Here is a 21,229-nt window from a genome sequence, read left to right on the forward strand (position 1 = left end):
CTATCGCTAGTGCTTTTCCAGTACAAAAGGATGTTCTGTAATTATTGTATCCCCTTTATACAATGTTACAGAAATCCCCGATTCTCTGTCTATCTCATTATCCGGATTGGATAAACTCATCGAACTCATCCCCTCTGCATTGAAATAAATATTATCTTCAGAGTTTTCTCGTCTGACAGGCAGTTCTTTTGTTAAAAGGGTGTAAAGGCCTGCTTCAAGATGTGTTCCAACTGTATGGAGGCCTGCGGGAAACACAGTGTCATATTCTTCGTCAAACGGCATGAGAGTAATTTCTCCCTGTCTTGTCACATAATCGACACGGTAACCCTCCTGCAGTTCCAACACAGCTTCTGTACTGTAATAATTTAAAGCTGTTTCCAATACACTATCCCCCTGCTCATCGTACACGACGATTGCCGAGGCTAAATCTGTTGCCGCCTTGTAACGTCCCGGCTCTATATCTTTGCCGGTCATATATTGACCGGGGGACAATGTTTTTTTCTTCCCGCCTTCTGCGATCCCTTCAAAGACAGTATTGCTATTCAAAAAAGCATAACGGGATTCCAAACCATCCTTTTTCAAAAGATTTTCATCTTCTAATAATTCAGCAGCTTCCTCATCAGTCTGCACCTTTTCACCATTATATGACTCACTCATAAGACCGTTAAAACTGCAGCCCATCAAAAACAACACAAAGAAAAACAAAACGCTAAACCGTTTCATAGTTTCTCTCTCCTTTATAAATACGCAAATAATGTTCATGCGTACCTAACGTTCCGAGTGATACTTCTTGTGAACTGTGTTTTTTCAAAGCGCTCATCATTTTGAATACTTCTTCTTCTGGTAGATCGTCAGCGGGGATACATATACGATCTCCGTCCAGATACAGCGTGCCTTCCCTAAGCGGACTGAGAAACTTTAATTTATCTTCTGAAATATAACCTTTAACGTACTCTCTGTGTGATTCACTGCGGACATATGTGTAATAAATTCTCTGTTCATTTAAAAAATAAATCTGGTCCGCGTAATCATCAAGATTTTCCAGCAGATGAGATGCGACAATAATAATTTTTCCATCTTCTTTTATTTCCTGAAGCACCGAACTGACCAGCTCGACATTCACCGGGTCCAGCCCATTCATGATTTCGTCCATAAACATAATCTTAGTATCTGCGGCAATCATCATCGCAAAACAGAGCCTCTGCCTCATCCCGAGAGAATAAGTTTTTACTTTATTTTTCACATAGCCTTCCATATTCAGCCGTTCTATTACCTCTTCTATATTGCTGCTGTCTGGATTCCATATATCTCTGTACATCTCAATATGTTCAACACCAGAAAAATCTTCATAGAGTTCAGCCTGATCCGGAAAGAATGTAATTTTACTGTGCAGCGCTTTAACATCTTTTGTCGTATTTTTATACACAATATCATCGATCAAAATTTCTCCCGTATTAATCGGAATGAAACGTATAATTGCATTAAATAAAGTTGTTTTCCCCGTGCCGTTCGGCGCAACCAGACCGATAATTGTGTTATCCGGAATATTAAAATTAACATTCTTCAGTACCGTCTTAGTTCCGTAATTTATCGTTAAATTCTTGACTTCCAATGACATTAGTTTTTCCTCCTTTCAAGCTTGCCTGTACGGGTCGGTATCAATTTAAAAACAAAGTGAAACACGACTTCAACGATTATATATAATACCGCCATACTGATGAGCAATTTGGTAATTGTCACATTATTTAATGACTCCCATGACCCTTCCAGCACCGGTATTATCTGCAGGTACAATAGAGGGTTCCAGGCCCCACTAGACCCGGTCAGAGCAATGACATAAGGCAGATAAAACACGGCAACTGCGATGGTAATTGTCAGGTAAATATTCCTGAATACAAAGGACAGCCCGGTTGAAAACTTAACGATGATGTAACTCAGGGCCATCGTCATAAAGACTGTGATTAAAACATACTGCATTATACTGATATATACGGTTTCTTCACCTGCATACAGCGGCACTGGGTATTGCAGTGTTCCACTGTCTGTATAAAATGTACTGAGTAAATACGAGACGAAGATGCCTGCCAAGGTAATAATCCATATCAATCCCCAGCTGATAAATGTCCTTTGCCTCCATTGATAGGCAAAGGAATAAGGTATTCCCTGGGAAATACTCCAGTTAAATTCCTGATCCCGGCTGAAGCGGTCAGCCCCAAATATCGCTGCAATAATAAATATAAATACGCCGGCAACAATGTTAATTAGATTAAACAAAACAAGTGACGGTGATAACGGATTCCAATCAATATCAACATTATTCTCTTTCAAATATGTTAAAAATTTTAAATCACTCTCAATTTCTTCCCGGCTTGGCATAAAGGAGAGCAGCAGTTCCTGCGATTCAAAATCATCCGCTTCATAAAAAAACAAACGGTTTTCCGCAAGTTCAAGGCCCTGATTGACGTAGTCGCTGACTACACTCTCGAGCCCGGAAACTGTATTGCCTTCCTGTTCGCTTAAAATATACCGCTGCATACCAATTATGCTTTGCTGGCGGGCAAGTTTATCATAGATTTCTTGACCCCGAGCCGATTCAAAGTGGTCTTCCGGAATCGCATTGAAAATCTGCTGTGTATCTTCGTATTCGCTCCGCAATTCTTCCAAAGGAAGTGCAAGATCGCGGTCCTGGTAAAATGCCGAATAACTTGCCAGAAAAAGAAACAGCGCTACTAAAAGTATTCTCACTTTCCAGTCTCTTATAATTTTAAGGAAATCCCATTTGAACAGTTTCATTCAGTCCACCTGCCTGACAAATTTCTGACGTGTCATCCAGCCCGCAAGAAGCCCTAATATTATTTCGATAATAATAATTGTTATAAGCAGCACCATGATACCCGTCTCGAAGGTGAAATTATTTGATAAGGTTAAAAAGTTCTGACGGCCGCTTAAAATATTTCCAAACTCAAAATAGTTCTGCGGGAATAAATGAGCTCCAAGGCCGAGAAAACTATCTTCACCGCCGCCGCTGTATAAACGGTTAAATGCGATAATTGCAAAGCCTGCAATCATCACGATAACGTCATGTCTGAATATCAGGGAAAGTACAGCATTTAAACGTATGAAAAGATACAAAAGCACTGCTGTTAATATCAGCGACTCCAAAATCAAGTCAATGACAGGGGAGGTAAAGAAGTTCTCTTCGGATGCTCTGTACCCTTCAGTGTAAGCGTAATGGGTAGTTAACAAAGACATATCACCAAAACCGTAGAGCAGTGATATAAGCAGGAAGAAGAACATCAGGAAAAAAGCGATACCAGTTGCGATAAGGATAAATACCGACACAGACTGATAAAATATGTACTTTCTCCATCCGAGCGGCTGGCCAGCTTTTAAAGTATGGTGCTTCCGGTCATCAACCAGTACTTCACTCGCTACAAAAACAGTGATAAATAATAAAATTAAAGGACCGTAATTTAAGAAGAAGGAATACAGCTGCTGTATTCCTGTTTTACCGTTAAATTCATGCGTTGTCGGATGATTTATCTCAGACAGCGCAAACAAATTATTATTAATTACCGCTCTTTCAAAATCCATGTCTAAAAACTGGCCGTCGTGTTTCCGCTCCAAATAATCATTCAGTGCATCAACCGTAAACACAGGAACATAATCGGTAGTTTTCAATTCGAAAAGACGTGAAATATCACCTTTTTGCAACGCATCATAAAACATAAAATTATTCTCGTAATCATATTTAGCGAGACTATATGTATCGACTCCTGTAAAGCTGTTTACAGCAATATCGCCCTCAGCAAGTCTGCTTTCTTTCATGCCGTAAGCTGATTCAGTTTCAAGGGCCAGCTCATCTGCATCAATTGTCAACGGGTTATTCACCGTCGGCAAATATAAAAATGAGTATAATATTATGCCGATAAATGCCAGCAGAAATATCAGTCTGTTCTTTTTATTACGGTATATTTTTTTAAACGTTTCTAAAAATACAGTTCTAAACATCATCCATCCCCATTTGTCTTTATTATGACGTATTTATAACTATTATAGAAAACGCTTCCATAATTTACAAACTATTTTAAAAATTTTCTATTGTATGTCAGCTGTTATTATATTAATCTTAACTTACTTATTTCATCAGTCAGGAGCTTTACTATGTTTCTCGCTTTTTTGCACGGATTCGTTTTATCGGCAGGATTGATTCTTCCTCCCGGCGCTCAAAATGTGTTTTTAATTAACCAGGGAACCAATCATAAGAAATTTATTCATACTCTGCCGGCCATAATTACTGCAGGACTCAGTGATACACTATTGATTATACTTTCTGTAGCCGGTGTTTCCTTAATTATCCTGTCCATTCCGGCATTGCAGCTCGCTATGTATATTATCGGATTTTGTTTTCTCACCTATATGGCAATAACGTTATGGTTTGTAAAACCCGAGACTGCTCACGCGCCCGCGAAGCTCAATCCTTTTAAACAGATTGGTTTTGCTTTATCAGTATCATTGCTTAATCCTCATGCAATACTGGATACAGTTGGTATTATCGGAACAAACTCCACAGCTTATACAGGCAGCGATTTACTGGTATTCACCTTATCCTGCATCGCAGTTTCATGGATTGCTTTTGTGATTCTCGTATTCTTCGGCAGAATTCTCGGCAGTATAGATAATAATGGTAAAATTATTGTCTATATTAATAAAATATCTGCAGCCGTAATATTTATAATTGCTTGTATTCTTTTTATTAATATTATTAAAATGATTTCAAGAATCTGATCTTTTAAGTTATCCGGCCTCTGGTCAGGGTAAATATAAATATCAATTCTATAAAGAGAGAGGAAGAAAATGAAAACTATTATGAGATATATACTCGCAGCTGTTTTCGGTGTTGCAGGTATTGCACACTTCACAAGGACAGAAGGTTTTACAAATATCGTTCCGCATTATTTGCCGTTTAAAAACTTTATCGTTAAAGCAAGCGGAGTGGCAGAACTGATTATCAGTTTCCTCTTGTTAATTAAACGGCCGGGCAATTTTTTAAAGAATGTCATCAACAGCTTCCTGATGCTTGTTCTTCCGGCTAATGTTTACATGGCCCGAAAAGCATTGCCGCTTGGCAATATTGAAGTTCCTAAGCCGCTGCTCTGGGCAAGAGTCCCGCTTCAGTTCGTTCTCGTAAAAATGGTAAGTAAATTATAAAATAAAAAAGGATAGCGACCCTGAGTCGTTATCCTTTTTTACTGCGCAGTTTCTTCCTTATCTTTTTTAGAAATATTCATTATAATGACACCGAGTATAATGACGCATAAACCGATAATATTTACTGCAGACAGCTGTTCATTAAATAAAAATACTCCGATAATTCCTGCTCCCGCTGTACCGATCCCTGCCCACACGCTGTAAGCGATACTTAACGGAATGGTTTTAAGCGCGCCGATTAAAAATGTAAATGATAATCCGAAACAGATAAACATAATAACCGTCGGCACGATGTTCGTAAAGCCGTCCGATAAATTCAGCATTGTTGTCCCCGTGACTTCGAACACTATTGCACCCATTAAAAATAATATTGCTCTCATTTCCGCGTCCTCCTATACTCTCATCAAAATCAGACCGATAATCAAAATAATAATTCCGATGACCGTTGTGGCTTTGATTTCTTCTTTAAATATGGCAAAACCAATGATTGCAGTTAACATCGTACCGACGCCGCTCCATGCTGCGTAAGCAAAACTCAGCGGTAAGGTTAATAACGCCAGCGACAGCAGATAAAATGCCAGAACATAGCCTGCCGCAACACCGATAATCGCTCTTTTAGAATTGTTCACAGCTGTTATTTTCATCATGCTGGAACCGAATACTTCTGATATAATCGCACCCGCTAAATAGACAAAGCCCAATTTATTCACCTCTTCAAATTTAAAAACACATTCTAAAATTCAGAATGTATTTTCACTTTAACCTTGTTTCTCTAATATACCATCTGTCATTTTATAAACTGCATCACAATACTCAGTGAGACGTTCATCATGAGTAACGATAATACATGTTTTCATACGCTGCTCTGTTTCTTCTTTTAGAATCTGCATTACTTTCAGTGCGTTTTCCGTATCTAAAGAGGCTGTCGGCTCATCTGCCAATATAATGCTCGGATTAGTATATAATGATTTCGCAATAGCCACACGCTGTTTCTGACCGCCTGATATTTCACTAGGCAGCTGGTCCTTCACTTTTTTTAAAGACAGCTTTTCAAACAACTCATCCAGTTCACTGTCAGCCATCACATCTTTTTTTGATTTTTTTAAGAGCTGAAACTGCTGTTTAACTGAAAGGAATGGCACCAAATTACTCGCTTGCAAAATAAATCCGATTTCATTCAATCTCAAGTGCGCGAGTTCCTTACTATTCATTCCTGAAATACTTTGACCGTTAATTTTAACATCGCCTTCGGTCGGCGTTTGAAGTGCACCTGCAATTGTTAAGAAAGTACTTTTCCCTGAACCTGAAGGTCCGATAATTGCGATACATTCCCCTTTATTAAAAATAATCGATGTGTTTTTGACCGCTTCTATCGTCTGGTCGCCATCTTTGAATGATTTTATAACATTTTCAAATTTAAGCATTATTTTCTCCTCCTATCCAATCGCCTTTAACGGATCGACTTTCCGCACGCTGATGACTGAGGATAAACTTCCAAGCATCGCAACTGCAATAAGGACAACCATATAAATAATCATCGTTAAATAATTAAACTCGACCGGTACTGCTGGAGGGAGGAACAGTCCTGTAAGGAATGTTAATCCCAAACCGATTACAGTTCCTATTACTGCAATAATAAATGTTTGTGCCAGTACCGTTCTTGCAAGATAACCGTTTGAAAAGCCCTGTGCCTTTAACACACCAAACAGACTCGTTTTCTGGAGTGTCAGCACATATAAGAAAATGCCGATTACTGCTGCAGATATTACAAACAGGAAGATAATCATAAAGTTCAGCGTTAAGCTTTGAGCTGTATAACCTGGAAGACTTTCTATAAATTCTTCAATTTCGAGCACTTCAAGTTCATCATTAACTTCACTATTCTGCCAATCAGCATCCCGGATAACCAAAGCATTAATGATATCTTCACTCAGCATCGGATTCAGTTTTTCGATTGTTTTATTATCCGTAAATAATACTGATGATGCACTGTATTTAGCACTTTCAGTAAATCCGGTGAGCGTCAGTATTTCATCACTGTTTGACAATGTCAGTTCGTCCCCGACTTCAAAACCTGTTTCCTTTAATGAATAGTCTGCCACGACTTCATTTTCTTTTTCAGCTTGCTCACCTTCTGTGAGTTTCGGAAGGAGGAATGAATCTTCTTCTATTCCGAAAACAAAAGCATTCTCTTCAATATCACCGTTTGATGCAATAACTGAATGCTGTTTCAATGTTGCCTGTTCCTCAAAAAGGTTTTCGACATCATCTTCCGCTATCATAGACTGCTGAATTGTCTGGTTTGCTTCATCATTTAAAATGATGGCATCTGCTTCCCATTGATCCACAGCTTCTCTATTCATATCCATTAAACCGCTTGCCAGTCCAGATAATAAAAACAGCAGGTAGCTGATCATCACAAGGACTCCGATAATTAAACTGAACTTCAGCTTATTTCTTATCATTTCATTCCATGCTAAAAACAAAGTATTACTCCTCCTCGTTCATCTGCTTCGTAAAAATTTATATCTTACCTATTATAAACTTGCTGCTAAATTCATTGGTACTGTAAAATCAACGATATTATGTTTTTATTCTCTTGACTATTTTATTTATTATATTGACAAGTAAAGTTGTCAATAAGACAAATATATGTTACATTATAAATAAGAAAAATATAGATAACTAAAACAAAGCGAAGGTGAAGCTATGAAAACAAGATTGCGTGAACTGCGCGCGAGGGACAGTTTAAATCAGACCCAGCTCGCAAAACTCGCCAAAGTATCCCGGCAGACCATCAGCTTGATTGAGCGCGAAGAATATATCCCGTCCCTTTTAATTGCAAAACGAATGGCTAAGATATTTAACGAACCAATCGAGAATATTTTTATATTCGATGAGGAGGAGTTATAAATGAAAACCATCTTAAAAATGCTGCTGTACGCTGTGATCGGCTTTGCAGCGGGTTATTTGACACTCGAACTGCTTTACGGACGAAACATAGGCGGTACGCTTGACGATGTGTACTTCTGGCTGAGTATCGTGATGATTATAATAATAATCGGCCTGCTTTTATACGCATTTATACGACACAGAAATTTAATCAGCTTAACAAAAGATAAAAACCGAAATATGACTGACGATGAATTCGACGCATACAGCTATAACTCATTCAATGTTATTACTGTAATGACTTCTGTATCATTGATACTTTCATTCATGTCACTTGCCATCCAAACCATGGCCGCAGAAAATCCTTGGCTTATCGTACTGACGGTGATATTGGTTTTTATTTCTCTGTATATGAGTATTCGGTCCTCAGCCCTTATCAACATAGTTTATCCGGATAGAAATTTACCGGAACCCGGCGAAAAGAAATACAATCAAAAACTGCTGGCTGCTACAGACGAAGGTGAATTATTTGTGATGGCGAAAGCACTGTACACTTCAGGCTCTCTCACGTCTGCTCTGTTGTTTTTCGCAATGATTCTGATGATTTTTTATTCAATTATCACAGAGGAATCACAAATTTTCAGTATTATACTCCTCGGTCTCATCATGATTATCAATCAGCTGAAATATTCATATGAAATCAGAGAGAAGTAAATGGAGATTATTATAAAAATTATTAAGGATGAATAATTTATGAAATGCGGTACGAAGCGCTTTGAGGTTACTGTAAAGAAAGATAACAGGATCGCAACACAGGAAATCTGCCCACGTGATCAAATCGATGCAAGAAAAATTTGCCGCCGCATGTACGGTGAAGATAAACATATTATTTCTGTCAGAAGAAAAAAGTAGTGAATTTGAAGATAAAGATTTATAAGCCGCTGAAAATCTCGTTCGCTGAGATTTCCAGCGGTTATGCTTTTAGTTTATTGATTAGGATTGCTATGACACAGGTTCATCGAATTCCGGCAGCAGAGAACAGAACAGTTCTTCGCTTCACATTTTACATTAGCCTACCATTTTTGAATGTCGTCACGAATACTGTATTCCTGTTTCACACCATGACGTTCTTCGAGTTTATTCTCCACCTCTTTCAACGATACACCTTCGTTATTCAGCATGACCAGCAGATGATATAAAAGATCGCTCGTCTCATCGACAAGTTCCTTTTTATCTTTATTTTTTGCTGCGATAACGACTTCCGTCATCTCCTCACCGCATTTTTTCAAGATTTTATCTGCGCCTTTATCGGTTAAGTATTTAGTATAAGAGCCCTCTTCAGGGTTCTTAATTTTCTTCTGTACTGTCCGTTCCAGCGTCTGCAGGCTGAAGTAGTCATCACTGAAGCAGCTTCTTGTGCCCGTATGACATGTCGGGCCGTGCGGTACAACTTCAATCAGCAGTGCGTCCTTGTCGCAGTCCAGTTTCATCGATACGACTTCCTGTACATTGCCGCTTGATTCTCCTTTTTTCCATAACCGTTCTTTTGAGCGCGAGTAAAACCAGACCACTTTGTCAGTCTTCGTTTTCTCAAATGCTTCTTCATTCATAAATCCGTTCATCAGTACTTGTTTTGTGTTTGTATCCTGCAGTATTACTGATAATAGGCCGTTATTTTTACTGAAATCAGGATTCACTATAAACGCACCTCGATTCCATTCTCTAAAAGTTCCTGTTTTAAATCGCCGATGTTAACTTCTTCTCTGTGAAATATTGAAGCAGCAAGTCCTGCAGACACATTCGTATTCTGAAACAAATCGACAAAATGATTAATACTCCCTGCACCGCCGCTTGCAATAACTGGTATATTGACAAGATTCGCAGCCTGTTTAAGGAATTGCGTATCAAAGCCTGATTTCACACCGTCGTGATCCATGCTGGTAATAAGCAGTTCTCCTGCACCGGCCGCTTCTCCTTCAGCAATCCAGTCCAGAGCTTTAATTTCAGTTTTTTTAGTACCGCCATGTGTATATACATAATAATCTTCAACTTGATTATCGTATTTCACATCCACCGCGAGTACAATACACTGGCTGCCGAATCGCCGGCTCGCTCCTCTGATAATACCCGGATTTTCAATAGCAGCAGAGTTGATACTTATTTTATCGGCACCTGCATCGAGGAGCTGTTTAATATCTTCAGTTGTTCTAATACCGCCGCCTATAGTCAGAGGGATAAAGAGCTCTCTGGCCGTGTCCCGGATAACATCGAGCATCAACTCATGACCTTCCTGTGTTTTGGAAATATCAAGAAAAACGAGTTCATCAGCACCTTCCTGATTATATCGTTTAGCCATTTCTGCCGGCCTTCCAATATGCTCAAGGTCAATAAAGTTAACCCCTTTGACCACTGCTCCATCTTTAACATCCAGGCATGCTATTATTCTCTTTTTAATCATTTAATGCCCTCCCAAAACTTAACGTTATGACTTGCTTTTCCAACTATTGCTTCAGTTATTCCAAGACTCTCAAGCTTATCGAGGTCAGCTTTATTTCTTATACCGCCGCTTGCAACAACTTTATGACGGGTCATATTATTAACTCGTGCAGTATTTTCAAAGTTCGGGCCAAGACCCATGCCGTCTTTATTTATATCGGTATATATAATACCAGCAAGATTTAAATCTTCGACAGTTTCTAAATATTCATCTATTAAAATACCACTGTTTTCTGTCCAGCCATTGATATAAATATCGTTCTCTTTTGCATCCACACCGACAAATATTTTCCCGGGAAATAGTTCTGCTGCTTCTTTAAGCCAAGCCACATCTGTAATCGCCCGTGTCCCTAATATAAAATATTCAACACCTATTTTATGATACTGTTTAATTGTTTCAAGAGACCTTAACCCCCCGCCGATTTCAAAGGGCAGTGAAGACTGGCCAATAAGTTCTTTTACAAGATTAGACTCCAGCGCTTCTTGCTTTAAAGCGCCCAACAGGTCAACGACATGGATACGCTGAACTGATTCAAATCCAGCATAGAATTCCAGCGCCTCTTGAGGTGTTTTTTTCATCCGAGATTGTTTATTATAATCACCTTGTGATAAACGTACATTTTGCCCGTCAATTAAATCTATAGCTGGAATTATTTTCACTTTAAAAACTCCCATCTAAAGCATTTTTTAGAATAAATAAACCTGTTTCTCCGGATTTCTCAGGGTGAAACTGTATACCGGTAATATTTTCTTTTTTAACTATAGCCGGTATATTTGAGTTATAGTCGGTCTCAGCAATAGTATACTCGGATGCGGAGACCTTATAACTGTGTATAAAATAAACATCTTTTCCATTTAAAGATTGATAATTGCTAGTCAGTGTGTTCCACCCCAGATGAGGAATTGTCAAATCAGTATCTATCCGCGCAATGCTGCCTTTCAATATTCCGAGGCCATGAGCATTGCCTTCTTCACTATGCTCAAATAAAAGCTGCATTCCGAGACAGATGCCGATTAACTGCTTATATTTACTCAGTTCGACAATAATGTCTTTCAGTCCAGAGGTATTTATAATATTCATAGCGTAGCCAAAATGTCCCACCCCCGGGAGAATAATTGCTTCGCATGAGGAAAGTACATTTTTATCTTTTGTTATCACTGACTCATAACCCAGTTTTTTTAAAGCATTTACAAGATTCCCCGTATTTCCAAGAGAATAATCAATAATACCTATCATTCAATCACACCTTTTGAAGAGGGGACACCGCTATCTGAAGGCTGCAGTGCAATTTTCAGGCTGCGTGCAAAGCCTTTGAATATCGCTTCGATTTCATGGTGAGAGTTACCGCCTTTTAAAAGATCGATATGAAGCGTCATTCTTGAATTCATAGCGACAGCGTTAAAGAACTCTTCTGTGAGTTCCGTATCGAAATCACCGACCTTCTCTCTCGATATTACAGCATTATAGCTGAGGTGAGGTCTGCCGGATAAATCCAGCACAACACGCGCCAGTGATTCGTCCATTGGCAGATACATCGACCCGTATCTTTGATAGCTTTCTTTTTCAACGTACATCTCTTTCAGCAGCTGGCCGAGCACTATACCGATATCTTCAACGGTATGGTGAGCATCGATGTGCAGGTCCCCTTCTGCCTGAATGTTCATATACAGTTCGGAGTGAAAACTGAGCAGCGTCAGCATGTGATCAAAAAAACCAATGCCTGTATTTATTTTCGACTCTTTGAAGTCTTTTTCATCATGTATTTCAATGCTTATTTTCGTTTCTTTAGTTTCTCTGTCTTTACTGTACTTAGTCATGTGATTTACCCCACTCTGTAATCAGTTCTTTCAACTTCGGATACTCATCTTCATCGATAATTGAATAGCGCGCGGCATTTCGCAGGTTTTCTTCGTCATACACTCTGCCTCTGTAGCCATTTTTATAAAGATATTCATATAATTCTCTTGCCTTGTCACCGTAAGTAAATACAAAATTCGTATGTGACGGTTTAATTTTAATATGACGGCGTACTGTTTCAAAAGCATCAACAAGAGACTGCTGCAGCTGTTTTTGATAGTCGAACCATTCGTCCAGCTGTTTATCATGACTGAGCAGCTCACTGCCGAGGTTTAAAGTTAAACTGTTTAATGGATACGGATGATTAATTCTCGTAATTGCGTCATAAGTTTTCCCTTTCGCGATGACGATACCGATTCTTAAACCTGCCAGACCGTATACTTTGCTCATCGTTCGTACAATGATAATATGCTCGTCTTCAGGCACCGGACGATCCAGTGCAAATTCTCCGTATGCCTCATCGATTACTAAGTATCCTCCGACAGATTTCATCGCATCTGCAAGTTCATTAATAAAATGACTCGGCAAGAGTACGCCCGTCGGATTATGCGGATTTGAAATAAAGAATACTGACGGCTTTTTATTTTTAATTTCTGAAATCGTTAAATCATAATCGTACGAGAAATCTTCACGAGACGGCACTGAATAGTAACGAAATCCAATCTGATTAGTATAAATCTGATACATGAAGAAATCGGGGTTCAAAGACATTACACCGTTCTTTCCGAGCGTCATAATAATTTTTTGCAGCCATTCATCCGAGCCGTTCGCCACTTCAATGTTCTCTGCCGAAAATCCGTTTTGTTTTGCGTATAATTCTTTAAAACGTCCGAGTTCTTCTTCCGGATACAATTCAATATCGGTGCTATTTACCGCCTCAAGAATCTGTTCCTTTGAGAGAGGCGACTTTGGTGAGGTATTTCTGTCCATACTAATCATTTTACTGCTCCATTCTAATATTTAATGATTCATAATGAGCATCGAGCCCTTCTTTTTTTGCAATCGTTTTCGCAGCTCCTGCGATGTTGGAGTATGTTCCCTCTTTTAGATTAATCACTGCATGACTTGTCAGAAAATCATTTACATTGAGCCCGTGGCTGAAACGCCCGGTCTGATTCGTCGGCAGTACGTGCGATGGTCCAGCTGCATAGTCGCCGATTGCTTCCGGTGAGTATTTGCCGATAAAAACCGCACCAGCATAACGTATGTCTCTGCTGATTTCCTGTTCATCGCGGTGCTGGATTGATACGTGTTCCGGTGCAATAAAATTAATCACATCAATCAGTTCTTTTCTGTTATCGATAATCTGATAATGATTATTCTCAAGCGATTTTTGGATGACATCTGCTCGTCTCTGCGAGTCAATCAGGCGATCGACTTCAAGCTGGATACCGTCAATCACATCCTGTGATTCTGCCATGAGGAAAGTTCTTGCATTTACATCGTGCTCAGCCTGGGCGAAAATATCATACGCGACTGCTGTATAATCTGCAGAATTATCGACGTACAGAAGGATTTCACTCGGTCCCGCGATCATGTCAATGCCGACATCCCCAAATACCTGTTTTTTTGCCAGTGCAACATACCTATTACCGGGGCCGACAATCTTATCTACTTTCGCAATAGTTTCTGTTCCGTAAGCCAGCGCCGCGACAGCCTGAGCGCCTCCCACCGTATACACTTCTGTAACGTCTGCAATGTAAAGTGCAGCGAAAGTAATATTTTCATCGTCGAAAGTCGGCGTTACAGCAACGATATTCTCCACCCCTGCCACTGCTGCAGGAACTGCTGACATCAGTACACTTGAAGGATATAACGCTGTACCTCCCGGAATGTAAATGCCAATGCGTTCCAAGGGATGGTAGACATAGGAAAACTCTCGATCCTCGAAATCCTTATATTTTATCGACTGCTGGTAATCAGCAATGCGTTTTTTAATAAGAACCAGCGCATTCTTTTCTTCTTCACTTAAATTATCAAAACTGTTTTTCAGCTTTTCCACGGGCACTTTAAAATTATCCAGCTCCCGCCCGTCAAACTGTGCTGTATATTTCTTTAAGGCTTCATCTTTGTTCTGCTTCACATCTTCAATTATAGACAGAACATTATCTATGTTTTCTTTATCTGTGCTGTCCTCACTTGTAAATATCTGTTTAAAGGTTTCCGCGTTCATCCAATCACTCCAATTTCACTTAAAAATTCATAGATGCTGTCTTCCTTCGTATAGAACGTCTGCTTATTCGCAATCAGACGCGCCTGGACATCGAGAATTCTTTCATACTCAAGCAGACCATTATCACGTAAAGTATTCCCTGTCTGTACAATATCCACAATACCGTCTGCCAGTCCGAGTATCGGTGCGAGTTCTACTGAACCATTAAGGTGAATCAGCGACACCGGCTGCTGCTGTTCATTGAAATAGTTACGGGCAATATTAGTATATTTAGAAGCTACAGTATTAAAATGTTCTACATCCGGCGGCCCTGCTAAAGCAAAATGACATTTTCCGAAAGGCAGTTCAGATACATTTAAATAGCTGAACACCTCTTCTTCAATAATGTCACTGCCAACAATACCGATATCTGCCACTCCGCGTTCAACATAGACAGGCACATCCGGTCCTTTTGCAAAAATGAAGCGGATATTATCCACAATCGTATAGAGCGCGCGTGATTCATCTTTCAGTACCTTGCTGTATTTATAAAGTTCATATTTCTCTAAATAAGAAACAAAATCATCAAACAAACGTCCTTTGGATAATGCTACTGTAATCATAAAAGACCTCCGTCTGTGAGATTTAACGCAATGCCGAATGCATTGCTGTTATATTGCCCGCCGCTTAATATCGGTGAATTAGAATTTAAAAATGCCTGAAAATACAAGCCGTTATAGTAATTTTGAGGCGAACGGAACGATAAATCCAAAATGAATTTTCTATCTTGTGATGAAATCTTTGCTTTTAAATGAGTAATTGCCTGCATAACTTCCGTATCGCCGAAAATCTCACTCACCATCTTAAACTGATCACTTACCTTGGCACTCATAATCTTATACAAATCATGATCTTTACCGAGCTGCTGACGCAGCTCCGAAATGTTCTTTGTATAAATGAGCTGGCGCACTGAATCAGGAAGCTTATATTTTTCAATAAATAAATCAATCAGCTGATCATTATTTATAACGAGTGTTTTGATTTGTGTTTCTGCACATTCTTCAACAAAATTCATATGCATTAACAGCGCTTCGATAATATCCTTTTCCGCTGCCTTATAAATTTCTGCCCCCGCCTGATAGAATGATTCATTCTCTCTGACAACAGGCCCAAAATAACCAAAACGCTTGTCATCTGAATAAAAGTTGCTGTTGAAATTCAGCAGCGTCCTTGTCCAGTCACTGCGAATGGCGTACATTGCATTATTTCTTTCAAAAACCACACTCGTCGGATGATGATATTTATCATCGATTGAAAAAGGTTCTATCATATTCATATCAACCAGGGTGTACCCTGAATCATCAAGCTGCTCCAGATATTTTTGTCCAAGAGCGAGCCGCTGCAAAATGAATTTGTTGTTTGTCATAATTACTCTCCTTTAACACTTTAGCGAGATAAAGAGTTGCCAATAAATAAAATAGTAACAAAGATATTTAATATACACAACCATTTCCTTTACCACTTTAGTATGTTAAAGTATTATTATCTTATTTATACGGAGCTGAGGCTATGCAAATAGATAAATTAAAAGGTCAGGAACTCGACGATCTGTTCGACGGAATTCTGTCACTTGAGACGAAAGAAGAATGCTATAAGTTTTTCGATGATATTTGCACATCCAATGAACTCGTTGCATTAAAACAGCGATTTCAGGTCGCAAAGCTTATCGATGAAGGCAAAACGTATTCTAAAGTTCAGGAAGAAACAGGAGCATCGAGTGCCACTGTATCGCGTGTGAAACGCTGTCTGGATTACGGCAGTGACGGCTATCGCACTGTTTTGAATAAAATAAAGTAACGATAGGCGTTACGGAGAAAGGGAATGCATAACGTTATGCACTCCCTTTCTTAATTCTCCAAATATTCTTTTGTCACATTTATAAACTTTTCAATATCCGACGTAAAATACCTGTTTTTCATATATGACAGATATAAATCAGGACCTTTTAAATCATAATCTAGAGAAATACTCGTTACATCATCATCTGTATAGTTACTCGCATAAAGTTCTGGCATAACTGCAATTCCAAGTCCTTTTTTCACTAAACGTACTGCGGTACCTATAGTATCGACCCTAATGACATTTCTGAATTTCAGATTATTTTTATGAAGAAATTCGTTTAACTCATATGATCCCTCGCTGAAAATTAAAGTGTGATTCTGGTAATTCTGGAGGCTGACATTGTTAAGCTCCGACAGAGGAATATCTCTGTGAACGAGGAGTGAATGAATATTCGGACCTAAATATATTGATTCCATATCTTCGTCTAAGTAACTTAAGGTTGTTAAACCAAAATGAAGCTGATGCATACGCAGCTGATCTATGATATGCGAAGTCGTTCCTTCAGTTAATTTAATGTCGAAATTATTGTTGCTCTCGAGAAATATATCAAATAATTCCGGTATTACAGCTCTGAAAAGTTCTGTAATACCCATTTTCAATTGTCCGCTGCCTCTTTTACCAATATATTCAACTTCATCTTCCATATTTTCGAAAATTGATAGCACCAGTTTTACATGTTTGTAAAACTCCGCTCCGGCATCTGTAAGCTTAAAAGTCCCATCATTACGTTCTAATAGTTTAAAACCAATTTCGTTTTCTAACTTGCTCAAAGACATGCTGAGTGACGGCTGGGAGACATATAATGAATTCGCCGCTCTACTGACCTTTCCGTGTTTAACTATTTCGTGAAAATAACGCAATTGTTTAATATCCATCACAATTCCCCTCACTTAATATAAATATTATTTATAGTTATATAAAAATTATATATTTTTAAAATATAATTGTATCACTTACACTGAAGTTATCCTATTAAGCGCTTACATAACGGATAATCAGTTTTTCAAATACTAAGGGGTGGTTGAAAATTTCATCAACTAACAAAAAAGCTAACTTATATATTGTCGGTATTGTTCTGGCTGTATTAACGTTTTGGATGTTTGCTCAATCTATGATTAACATCCTTCCCGCTATGACGGCAGACATGGACGTTTCGCTTGGTACATTAAATATCTCCACAAGCTTGACTTCCTTATTTTCCGGTTTGTTCATCGTGGTGGCAGGAGGTCTTTCCGACCGTTCAGGTCGTAAAAAAATGACTTTTTTCGGGTTGGGTTTAAGTATTTTAGGAAGTTTTTTAGTAATTATTGCACAGGGGCCTTCACTTCTTATCATAGGCAGAGCAATACAAGGGATTTCCGCTGCGTTTATCATGCCCGCTACCATTGCTCTTATTAAGACAGCCTTTAATGAAGCTGACAGACAGCGTGCACTAAGCTACTGGTCCTTCGGTTCATGGGGAGGAGGAGGCGTAGCTACGCTGGCAGGAGGTCTCGTTGCGACATATATGGATTGGAGATGGATTTTTATATTCTCGATAATCGTTGCTCTTATCTCGATGTGGATTCTCCGAGATATCGAAGAAAGTAAAGTGAACGATTACAAGAAAGAACCTTTTGATTATATTGGGTTCGCAATTTTCATCTTCTTACTTCTTGGTGTCAATATCGTAATTACGCAGGGGCAAGAGTTCGGCTGGTTCAGTCCAATTATTATCGGCTTGATGATTGTTACTTTAATATTAGCAGTTTTATTTTTCATGTATGAGAAAAAACGTAAATTTCAATTTATCGATTTCAATTTATTTAAGTCACGTCCTTACACCGGGGCTGTAACTTCCAATTTTCTGCAAAACGGTATCGCAGCCACTATAGTCGTAGCAAATACATATGTTCAAATAGCAAGAGGATTTTCAGCATTTGAAACCGGCCTTCTGACTATTGGAAATATAGTCGCTTTACTGATAATGATACGCGTCGGTGAACGTATGCTTCAAAAAATTGGTGCAAGAAAACCTATGCTTTGGGCAATTTTTATTGCCGCTATAGGTATGAGTTTAGCCGGAATGACATTTTTACCTGACATACTTTATGTCATCGTAGTCTTCATTGGTTTCCTAATCGCTGGAATAGGTATTGGGATGTATGCAACGCCATCTCTTGATACTTCAGTCGTTCATATCAGTAACGATAAAGTTGGAGTGGCTTCAGGTATCTATAAAATGGCGAGCTCGCTCGGTTACTCGTTTGGCCTGGCTATATCAACAGCAGTATATGGAACTGTGGAAGCCGTAACTTCAAATATTCATCTCGCCGCCTCTGGCGGCATGTTCACAGCATTGGCTTTTGGAGCTGTGTCGATTTGGATTGTAGCTAAAACAATGAGTCCGGAAGAAGGCCTTAAAACTAAACCGATACTCGCAACGAGTAAAATAAACTAATGGTTAAATATTGGAGGAAATTATTATGGTTAATCCTGATGAAAAACAATTTTTAAATCTACCTTTTACAGGCATCACAACTTTTGGTAAATATCCGGTTTGTGCAAACTTAGATGACCTCGATGCAGATGTAGCAGTCATAGGGGTCCCGAATGATATGGGGACTCAATGGAGATCTGGTGCAAGAATGGGTCCTCGAGCCGTCCGGGAAGGCTCTACTTTATACAGCTTTGGTTTAGACGGTGCATATGATATTGAAAATGATATTACTTATTTGGGTCCAAGATGGAATGTAGTGGATTGCGGGGATGTCGACATTATACATGGTGATATTATGCAATCACACGACAATACAGAAGAAGCAATACGTAAAATTGTGGATAAAGGCGCAATGCCTGTTGTAATTGGTGGAGATCACTCTATTACTGCGCCTGTCGGCAAAGGTTTAGAAAAATTAGGCCCTTTCCATGTGATTCAAATAGATGCACATCTCGACTGGGCTGATCATCGTTCAGGTATGCGTTACGGACACGGTAACTGTATCAGGCGGTTATCGGAACTGGAACATGTTAAAGATATATTCCAGTTTGGTATCAGAGGTATCAGCAGCAGTCTGAAAGAAGATGTCGATGCAGCCAGAGAATATGGGGCGACAATTTTATCACCAAATAAAATGCGCGAAAAAGGCATTGAAGGTCTTTTAGAGTTATTACCTAAAGGAGAAAAATACTATATTACAATTGATATAGACGGGATTGACCCATCGGTTGCTCCAGGAACAGGAACGCCTTCTCCAGGCGGTTTGTACTATGACGAAGTAAATGATCTGTTAAAAGCTATTTCAAATCATGGAGAAGTTATTGCATTTGACTTGGTTGAAGTTGCACCTCAATATGATTTAACCGGTATGACTGGTCAAACTGCTGCTAGAATCATGCTTGATTTACTGAGTTATGTCACTAAGAAAAAAGAATAGAATGATTTCTGCATCGGAACAAAAAACTTTAAGAAGATAAAACATTTCATAAAACACAGTTAAAATCCGTGCATTAGACTCTCTTGGGAAACTAATGCATGGATTATTTGTGTTGAATATATTTATCCTTTTTTTCACTCAGCCGCTTTTTATTTGAATTTTCTCCCGCTGATGATATATAGTGATTCAATCATTGGAAACACCGCAAAATACGCAGAGAACATATAAAAATCTGCCGGATTATGAGGGGTATCATAATGGCTGAAAAGAAAAGATTTACTGAAATTGATGCATTAAGAGGTATAGCGGCAATTATCGTCGTGCTTTACCACTACATTGTTTTTTATGATGAAAAGTTTGGACATATAAAAAAAAATTATATAGATATACTTTCGTTCGGACATTACGGCGTCCAATTATTTTTTATCATCAGCGGATTTGTTATTTACATGTCGGTTCTGAAGGTAAAATCGCCATCTGACTTCTTAACGAAAAGAGCAATACGGCTGTATCCTACTTACATTTTTGCGATTATCGTCACCTTCATCGTGGTTGGAATATCTTCTGTCGATACCCTTAAAGCAGGGGTTGCTGATATGTTTATTAACATGACAATGTTTCAGGACTTCTTCGGTGTTAAGAATGTCGATGGCGTGTACTGGTCACTGCGTGTGGAGCTGACTTTCTATCTGTTAATGGCACTGCTCCTGATTTTCAATCTGCAACGAAGAGTGATGCTATTTACGGGTGTCTGGCTCGCTGCTTCTGCACTGATACAAATTACAAATGGTCTTGCAGGCACTGAGACAACAGCACTGATTGAGAAGTTTTCAATGTCCAATTACTGTCAAATGTTTATTATCGGAATTATGTTTTATTATATCTGGCAGCACGGCAACCATTTAAAATATCATTTGATGATTGTTCTATCCCTTATTTACGATTTTTCATTTGAAGGTGTAACAAACGGTTTATTTACTATATTTTTCATAGCAGTATTTTACCTGGTACTGAACGATAAAATGCAGTGGCTGAAATCAGATACGCTTGTTTATCTGGGCGCCTTATCTTTTCCGCTGTATTTAATTCATCAAAATATCGGTTATGTCATTATTCAAAAACTCGAATCTTTAGGCTATGTACACGAAGTCTTCCTCGTCGTACCGCTTGGTATCAGTCTTGTTCTTGCACATCTTATACTTCATTACGTTGAGAAACCAAGTCATAACGTGCTGTTTAAACTATATAAAGAAAGACAGACCGCAATGCTGAATGTCTCAAGATAAAAAGACGCCCTGTTTT

Annotated in this window: 27 protein-coding genes; 9 read left to right on the top strand and 18 right to left on the bottom strand. The window is 38.8% G+C overall.

Going from position 1 to position 21,229, the window contains the following annotated elements:
* Window positions 1-6 precede the first annotated feature (6 nt).
* The 4 genes from DFR63_RS05320 to DFR63_RS05335 are packed head-to-tail and all read right to left on the bottom strand — an operon-like array spanning window position 7 to window position 4,011.
* The gene (locus tag DFR63_RS05320; protein ID WP_115884906.1) at window positions 7-723 is read right to left on the bottom strand and encodes a hypothetical protein; all 717 of its coding nucleotides are present in this window, start codon (window positions 721-723) and stop codon (window positions 7-9) included.
* A complete protein-coding gene (locus tag DFR63_RS05325) occupies window positions 710-1,618 on the bottom strand; it encodes an ABC transporter ATP-binding protein (RefSeq protein WP_115884907.1) in 909 nt (302 codons plus the stop codon). Before DFR63_RS05325 ends, DFR63_RS05320 begins: the two co-directional genes overlap by 14 nt.
* Window positions 1,618-2,793 (bottom strand): hypothetical protein, encoded by a 1,176-nt coding sequence (locus DFR63_RS05330; RefSeq protein ID WP_115884908.1) that lies wholly within the window; start codon window positions 2,791-2,793, stop codon window positions 1,618-1,620. The genes DFR63_RS05325 and DFR63_RS05330 overlap by 1 nt, the downstream gene beginning before the upstream one ends.
* Entirely contained in the window at window positions 2,794-4,011 is a 1,218-nt protein-coding gene (locus DFR63_RS05335; protein WP_115884909.1) for a hypothetical protein, read from the bottom strand.
* 153 nt (window positions 4,012-4,164) lie between these two features.
* Between DFR63_RS05335 and DFR63_RS05340 the strand changes: the two genes are divergently transcribed.
* Together DFR63_RS05340 and DFR63_RS05345 are read left to right on the top strand one after the other, a co-directional pair.
* Window positions 4,165-4,788 (top strand): LysE/ArgO family amino acid transporter, encoded by a 624-nt coding sequence (locus DFR63_RS05340; RefSeq protein ID WP_115884910.1) that lies wholly within the window; start codon window positions 4,165-4,167, stop codon window positions 4,786-4,788.
* Between the two features lie 69 nt (window positions 4,789-4,857).
* A complete protein-coding gene (locus DFR63_RS05345) occupies window positions 4,858-5,211 on the top strand; it encodes a DoxX family protein (protein ID WP_115884911.1) in 354 nt (117 codons plus the stop codon).
* Window positions 5,212-5,249: 38 nt separating this feature from the next.
* Here the strand turns inward: DFR63_RS05345 and DFR63_RS05350 are convergent, their stop codons facing one another.
* From DFR63_RS05350 to DFR63_RS05365, 4 genes are read right to left on the bottom strand one after another with little or no spacing between them, the layout of a single operon-like run.
* Window positions 5,250-5,591 carry a DMT family transporter gene (locus DFR63_RS05350; protein WP_115884912.1) on the bottom strand — a complete coding sequence of 114 codons (342 nt, stop codon included), beginning with the start codon at window positions 5,589-5,591 and terminating at the stop codon, window positions 5,250-5,252.
* A gap of 12 nt (window positions 5,592-5,603) precedes the next feature.
* A complete protein-coding gene (locus tag DFR63_RS05355; protein WP_342767901.1) occupies window positions 5,604-5,921 on the bottom strand; it encodes an SMR family transporter in 318 nt (105 codons plus the stop codon).
* Between the two features lie 48 nt (window positions 5,922-5,969).
* Window positions 5,970-6,635, bottom strand: coding sequence for an ABC transporter ATP-binding protein (locus tag DFR63_RS05360; protein WP_115884914.1), 666 nt, complete (start codon window positions 6,633-6,635; stop codon window positions 5,970-5,972).
* 12 nt (window positions 6,636-6,647) lie between these two features.
* Window positions 6,648-7,697, bottom strand: a complete 1,050-nt coding sequence (locus DFR63_RS05365; RefSeq protein WP_115884915.1) for an ABC transporter permease — start codon at window positions 7,695-7,697, stop codon at window positions 6,648-6,650.
* 223 nt (window positions 7,698-7,920) lie between these two features.
* Between DFR63_RS05365 and DFR63_RS05370 the strand changes: the two genes are divergently transcribed.
* Genes DFR63_RS05370 through DFR63_RS11765 form a run of 3 tightly spaced genes read left to right on the top strand, consistent with a single transcriptional unit; the run spans window position 7,921 to window position 9,015 of the window.
* Window positions 7,921-8,124, top strand: coding sequence for a helix-turn-helix transcriptional regulator (locus DFR63_RS05370; protein WP_115884916.1), 204 nt, complete (start codon window positions 7,921-7,923; stop codon window positions 8,122-8,124).
* A complete protein-coding gene (locus tag DFR63_RS05375) occupies window positions 8,125-8,817 on the top strand; it encodes a DUF3169 family protein (protein WP_115884917.1) in 693 nt (230 codons plus the stop codon). It begins immediately after the preceding gene.
* 39 nt (window positions 8,818-8,856) lie between these two features.
* Window positions 8,857-9,015, top strand: coding sequence for a hypothetical protein (locus DFR63_RS11765; RefSeq protein ID WP_162842290.1), 159 nt, complete (start codon window positions 8,857-8,859; stop codon window positions 9,013-9,015).
* Between the two features lie 161 nt (window positions 9,016-9,176).
* Here the strand turns inward: DFR63_RS11765 and hisIE are convergent, their stop codons facing one another.
* The 9 genes from hisIE to DFR63_RS05420 are packed head-to-tail and all read right to left on the bottom strand — an operon-like array spanning window position 9,177 to window position 16,035.
* Complete coding sequence (hisIE, locus tag DFR63_RS05380; protein ID WP_211313783.1) at window positions 9,177-9,800, bottom strand: bifunctional phosphoribosyl-AMP cyclohydrolase/phosphoribosyl-ATP diphosphatase HisIE; 624 nt, start codon at window positions 9,798-9,800, stop codon at window positions 9,177-9,179.
* Entirely contained in the window at window positions 9,800-10,561 is a 762-nt protein-coding gene (gene hisF / locus DFR63_RS05385) for an imidazole glycerol phosphate synthase subunit HisF (protein ID WP_115884919.1), read from the bottom strand. The genes hisIE and hisF overlap by 1 nt, the downstream gene beginning before the upstream one ends.
* Window positions 10,558-11,259 (bottom strand): HisA/HisF-related TIM barrel protein, encoded by a 702-nt coding sequence (locus DFR63_RS05390; RefSeq protein ID WP_115885066.1) that lies wholly within the window; start codon window positions 11,257-11,259, stop codon window positions 10,558-10,560. Before DFR63_RS05390 ends, hisF begins: the two co-directional genes overlap by 4 nt.
* A 1-nt stretch (window position 11,260) precedes the next feature.
* Window positions 11,261-11,836, bottom strand: a complete 576-nt coding sequence (gene hisH, locus DFR63_RS05395) for an imidazole glycerol phosphate synthase subunit HisH (protein WP_115884920.1) — start codon at window positions 11,834-11,836, stop codon at window positions 11,261-11,263.
* The gene (gene hisB, locus DFR63_RS05400) at window positions 11,833-12,417 is read right to left on the bottom strand and encodes an imidazoleglycerol-phosphate dehydratase HisB (protein ID WP_115884921.1); all 585 of its coding nucleotides are present in this window, start codon (window positions 12,415-12,417) and stop codon (window positions 11,833-11,835) included. Before hisB ends, hisH begins: the two co-directional genes overlap by 4 nt.
* Complete coding sequence (locus tag DFR63_RS05405; protein ID WP_115884922.1) at window positions 12,410-13,396, bottom strand: pyridoxal phosphate-dependent aminotransferase; 987 nt, start codon at window positions 13,394-13,396, stop codon at window positions 12,410-12,412. The genes hisB and DFR63_RS05405 overlap by 8 nt, the downstream gene beginning before the upstream one ends.
* Window position 13,397: 1 nt before the next feature.
* Window positions 13,398-14,630 (bottom strand): histidinol dehydrogenase, encoded by a 1,233-nt coding sequence (hisD, locus tag DFR63_RS05410; protein WP_115884923.1) that lies wholly within the window; start codon window positions 14,628-14,630, stop codon window positions 13,398-13,400.
* Window positions 14,627-15,232, bottom strand: coding sequence for an ATP phosphoribosyltransferase (gene hisG / locus DFR63_RS05415; RefSeq protein ID WP_115884924.1), 606 nt, complete (start codon window positions 15,230-15,232; stop codon window positions 14,627-14,629). The genes hisD and hisG overlap by 4 nt, the downstream gene beginning before the upstream one ends.
* Window positions 15,229-16,035, bottom strand: a complete 807-nt coding sequence (locus DFR63_RS05420) for an ATP phosphoribosyltransferase regulatory subunit (protein ID WP_115884925.1) — start codon at window positions 16,033-16,035, stop codon at window positions 15,229-15,231. The genes hisG and DFR63_RS05420 overlap by 4 nt, the downstream gene beginning before the upstream one ends.
* 143 nt (window positions 16,036-16,178) lie before the next feature.
* On the opposite strand from DFR63_RS05420, the gene DFR63_RS05425 reads away from it, so the two are divergent.
* Entirely contained in the window at window positions 16,179-16,466 is a 288-nt protein-coding gene (locus tag DFR63_RS05425) for a YerC/YecD family TrpR-related protein (protein WP_115884926.1), read from the top strand.
* Window positions 16,467-16,516: 50 nt separating this feature from the next.
* Here the strand turns inward: DFR63_RS05425 and DFR63_RS05430 are convergent, their stop codons facing one another.
* A complete protein-coding gene (locus DFR63_RS05430; RefSeq protein ID WP_115884927.1) occupies window positions 16,517-17,386 on the bottom strand; it encodes a LysR family transcriptional regulator in 870 nt (289 codons plus the stop codon).
* Window positions 17,387-17,538: 152 nt separating this feature from the next.
* Between DFR63_RS05430 and DFR63_RS05435 the strand changes: the two genes are divergently transcribed.
* The 3 genes from DFR63_RS05435 to DFR63_RS05445 all read left to right on the top strand — a co-directional run bounded on the left by DFR63_RS05435 (window position 17,539) and on the right by DFR63_RS05445 (window position 21,213).
* Window positions 17,539-18,951, top strand: coding sequence for an MFS transporter (locus DFR63_RS05435; RefSeq protein ID WP_115885067.1), 1,413 nt, complete (start codon window positions 17,539-17,541; stop codon window positions 18,949-18,951).
* A gap of 25 nt (window positions 18,952-18,976) precedes the next feature.
* A complete protein-coding gene (gene speB, locus DFR63_RS05440) occupies window positions 18,977-19,927 on the top strand; it encodes an agmatinase (protein ID WP_115884928.1) in 951 nt (316 codons plus the stop codon).
* A gap of 257 nt (window positions 19,928-20,184) precedes the next feature.
* Window positions 20,185-21,213, top strand: coding sequence for an acyltransferase family protein (locus DFR63_RS05445; RefSeq protein ID WP_115884929.1), 1,029 nt, complete (start codon window positions 20,185-20,187; stop codon window positions 21,211-21,213).
* The last annotated feature ends 16 nt before the right edge of the window (window positions 21,214-21,229 follow it).

Source organism: Jeotgalicoccus halotolerans (assembly GCF_003387165.1).
Taxonomy (GTDB): domain Bacteria; phylum Bacillota; class Bacilli; order Staphylococcales; family Salinicoccaceae; genus Jeotgalicoccus; species Jeotgalicoccus halotolerans.

What these genes read in the sequence shown, in the direction of transcription:
- DFR63_RS05330 (WP_115884908.1), bottom strand. Translation starts at nt 2,793, where the DNA reads ATGAAACTGTTCAAATGGGATTTCCTTAAAATTATAAGAGACTGGAAA.
- DFR63_RS05425 (WP_115884926.1), top strand. Translation starts at nt 16,179, where the DNA reads ATGCAAATAGATAAATTAAAAGGTCAGGAACTCGACGATCTGTTCGAC.
- hisH (WP_115884920.1), bottom strand. Translation starts at nt 11,836, where the DNA reads ATGATAGGTATTATTGATTATTCTCTTGGAAATACGGGGAATCTTGTA.
- DFR63_RS05420 (WP_115884925.1), bottom strand. Translation starts at nt 16,035, where the DNA reads ATGACAAACAACAAATTCATTTTGCAGCGGCTCGCTCTTGGACAAAAA.
- DFR63_RS05335 (WP_115884909.1), bottom strand. Translation starts at nt 4,011, where the DNA reads ATGTTTAGAACTGTATTTTTAGAAACGTTTAAAAAAATATACCGTAAT.
- DFR63_RS05430 (WP_115884927.1), bottom strand. Translation starts at nt 17,386, where the DNA reads ATGGATATTAAACAATTGCGTTATTTTCACGAAATAGTTAAACACGGA.
- DFR63_RS05350 (WP_115884912.1), bottom strand. Translation starts at nt 5,591, where the DNA reads ATGAGAGCAATATTATTTTTAATGGGTGCAATAGTGTTCGAAGTCACG.
- hisD (WP_115884923.1), bottom strand. Translation starts at nt 14,630, where the DNA reads ATGAACGCGGAAACCTTTAAACAGATATTTACAAGTGAGGACAGCACA.
- DFR63_RS05325 (WP_115884907.1), bottom strand. Translation starts at nt 1,618, where the DNA reads ATGTCATTGGAAGTCAAGAATTTAACGATAAATTACGGAACTAAGACG.
- hisB (WP_115884921.1), bottom strand. Translation starts at nt 12,417, where the DNA reads ATGACTAAGTACAGTAAAGACAGAGAAACTAAAGAAACGAAAATAAGC.
- DFR63_RS05445 (WP_115884929.1), top strand. Translation starts at nt 20,185, where the DNA reads ATGGCTGAAAAGAAAAGATTTACTGAAATTGATGCATTAAGAGGTATA.
- DFR63_RS05340 (WP_115884910.1), top strand. Translation starts at nt 4,165, where the DNA reads ATGTTTCTCGCTTTTTTGCACGGATTCGTTTTATCGGCAGGATTGATT.
- DFR63_RS05320 (WP_115884906.1), bottom strand. Translation starts at nt 723, where the DNA reads ATGAAACGGTTTAGCGTTTTGTTTTTCTTTGTGTTGTTTTTGATGGGC.
- DFR63_RS05370 (WP_115884916.1), top strand. Translation starts at nt 7,921, where the DNA reads ATGAAAACAAGATTGCGTGAACTGCGCGCGAGGGACAGTTTAAATCAG.
- hisF (WP_115884919.1), bottom strand. Translation starts at nt 10,561, where the DNA reads ATGATTAAAAAGAGAATAATAGCATGCCTGGATGTTAAAGATGGAGCA.
- DFR63_RS05375 (WP_115884917.1), top strand. Translation starts at nt 8,125, where the DNA reads ATGAAAACCATCTTAAAAATGCTGCTGTACGCTGTGATCGGCTTTGCA.
- DFR63_RS11765 (WP_162842290.1), top strand. Translation starts at nt 8,857, where the DNA reads ATGAAATGCGGTACGAAGCGCTTTGAGGTTACTGTAAAGAAAGATAAC.
- speB (WP_115884928.1), top strand. Translation starts at nt 18,977, where the DNA reads ATGGTTAATCCTGATGAAAAACAATTTTTAAATCTACCTTTTACAGGC.
- DFR63_RS05360 (WP_115884914.1), bottom strand. Translation starts at nt 6,635, where the DNA reads ATGCTTAAATTTGAAAATGTTATAAAATCATTCAAAGATGGCGACCAG.
- hisG (WP_115884924.1), bottom strand. Translation starts at nt 15,232, where the DNA reads ATGATTACAGTAGCATTATCCAAAGGACGTTTGTTTGATGATTTTGTT.
- DFR63_RS05405 (WP_115884922.1), bottom strand. Translation starts at nt 13,396, where the DNA reads ATGATTAGTATGGACAGAAATACCTCACCAAAGTCGCCTCTCTCAAAG.
- DFR63_RS05345 (WP_115884911.1), top strand. Translation starts at nt 4,858, where the DNA reads ATGAAAACTATTATGAGATATATACTCGCAGCTGTTTTCGGTGTTGCA.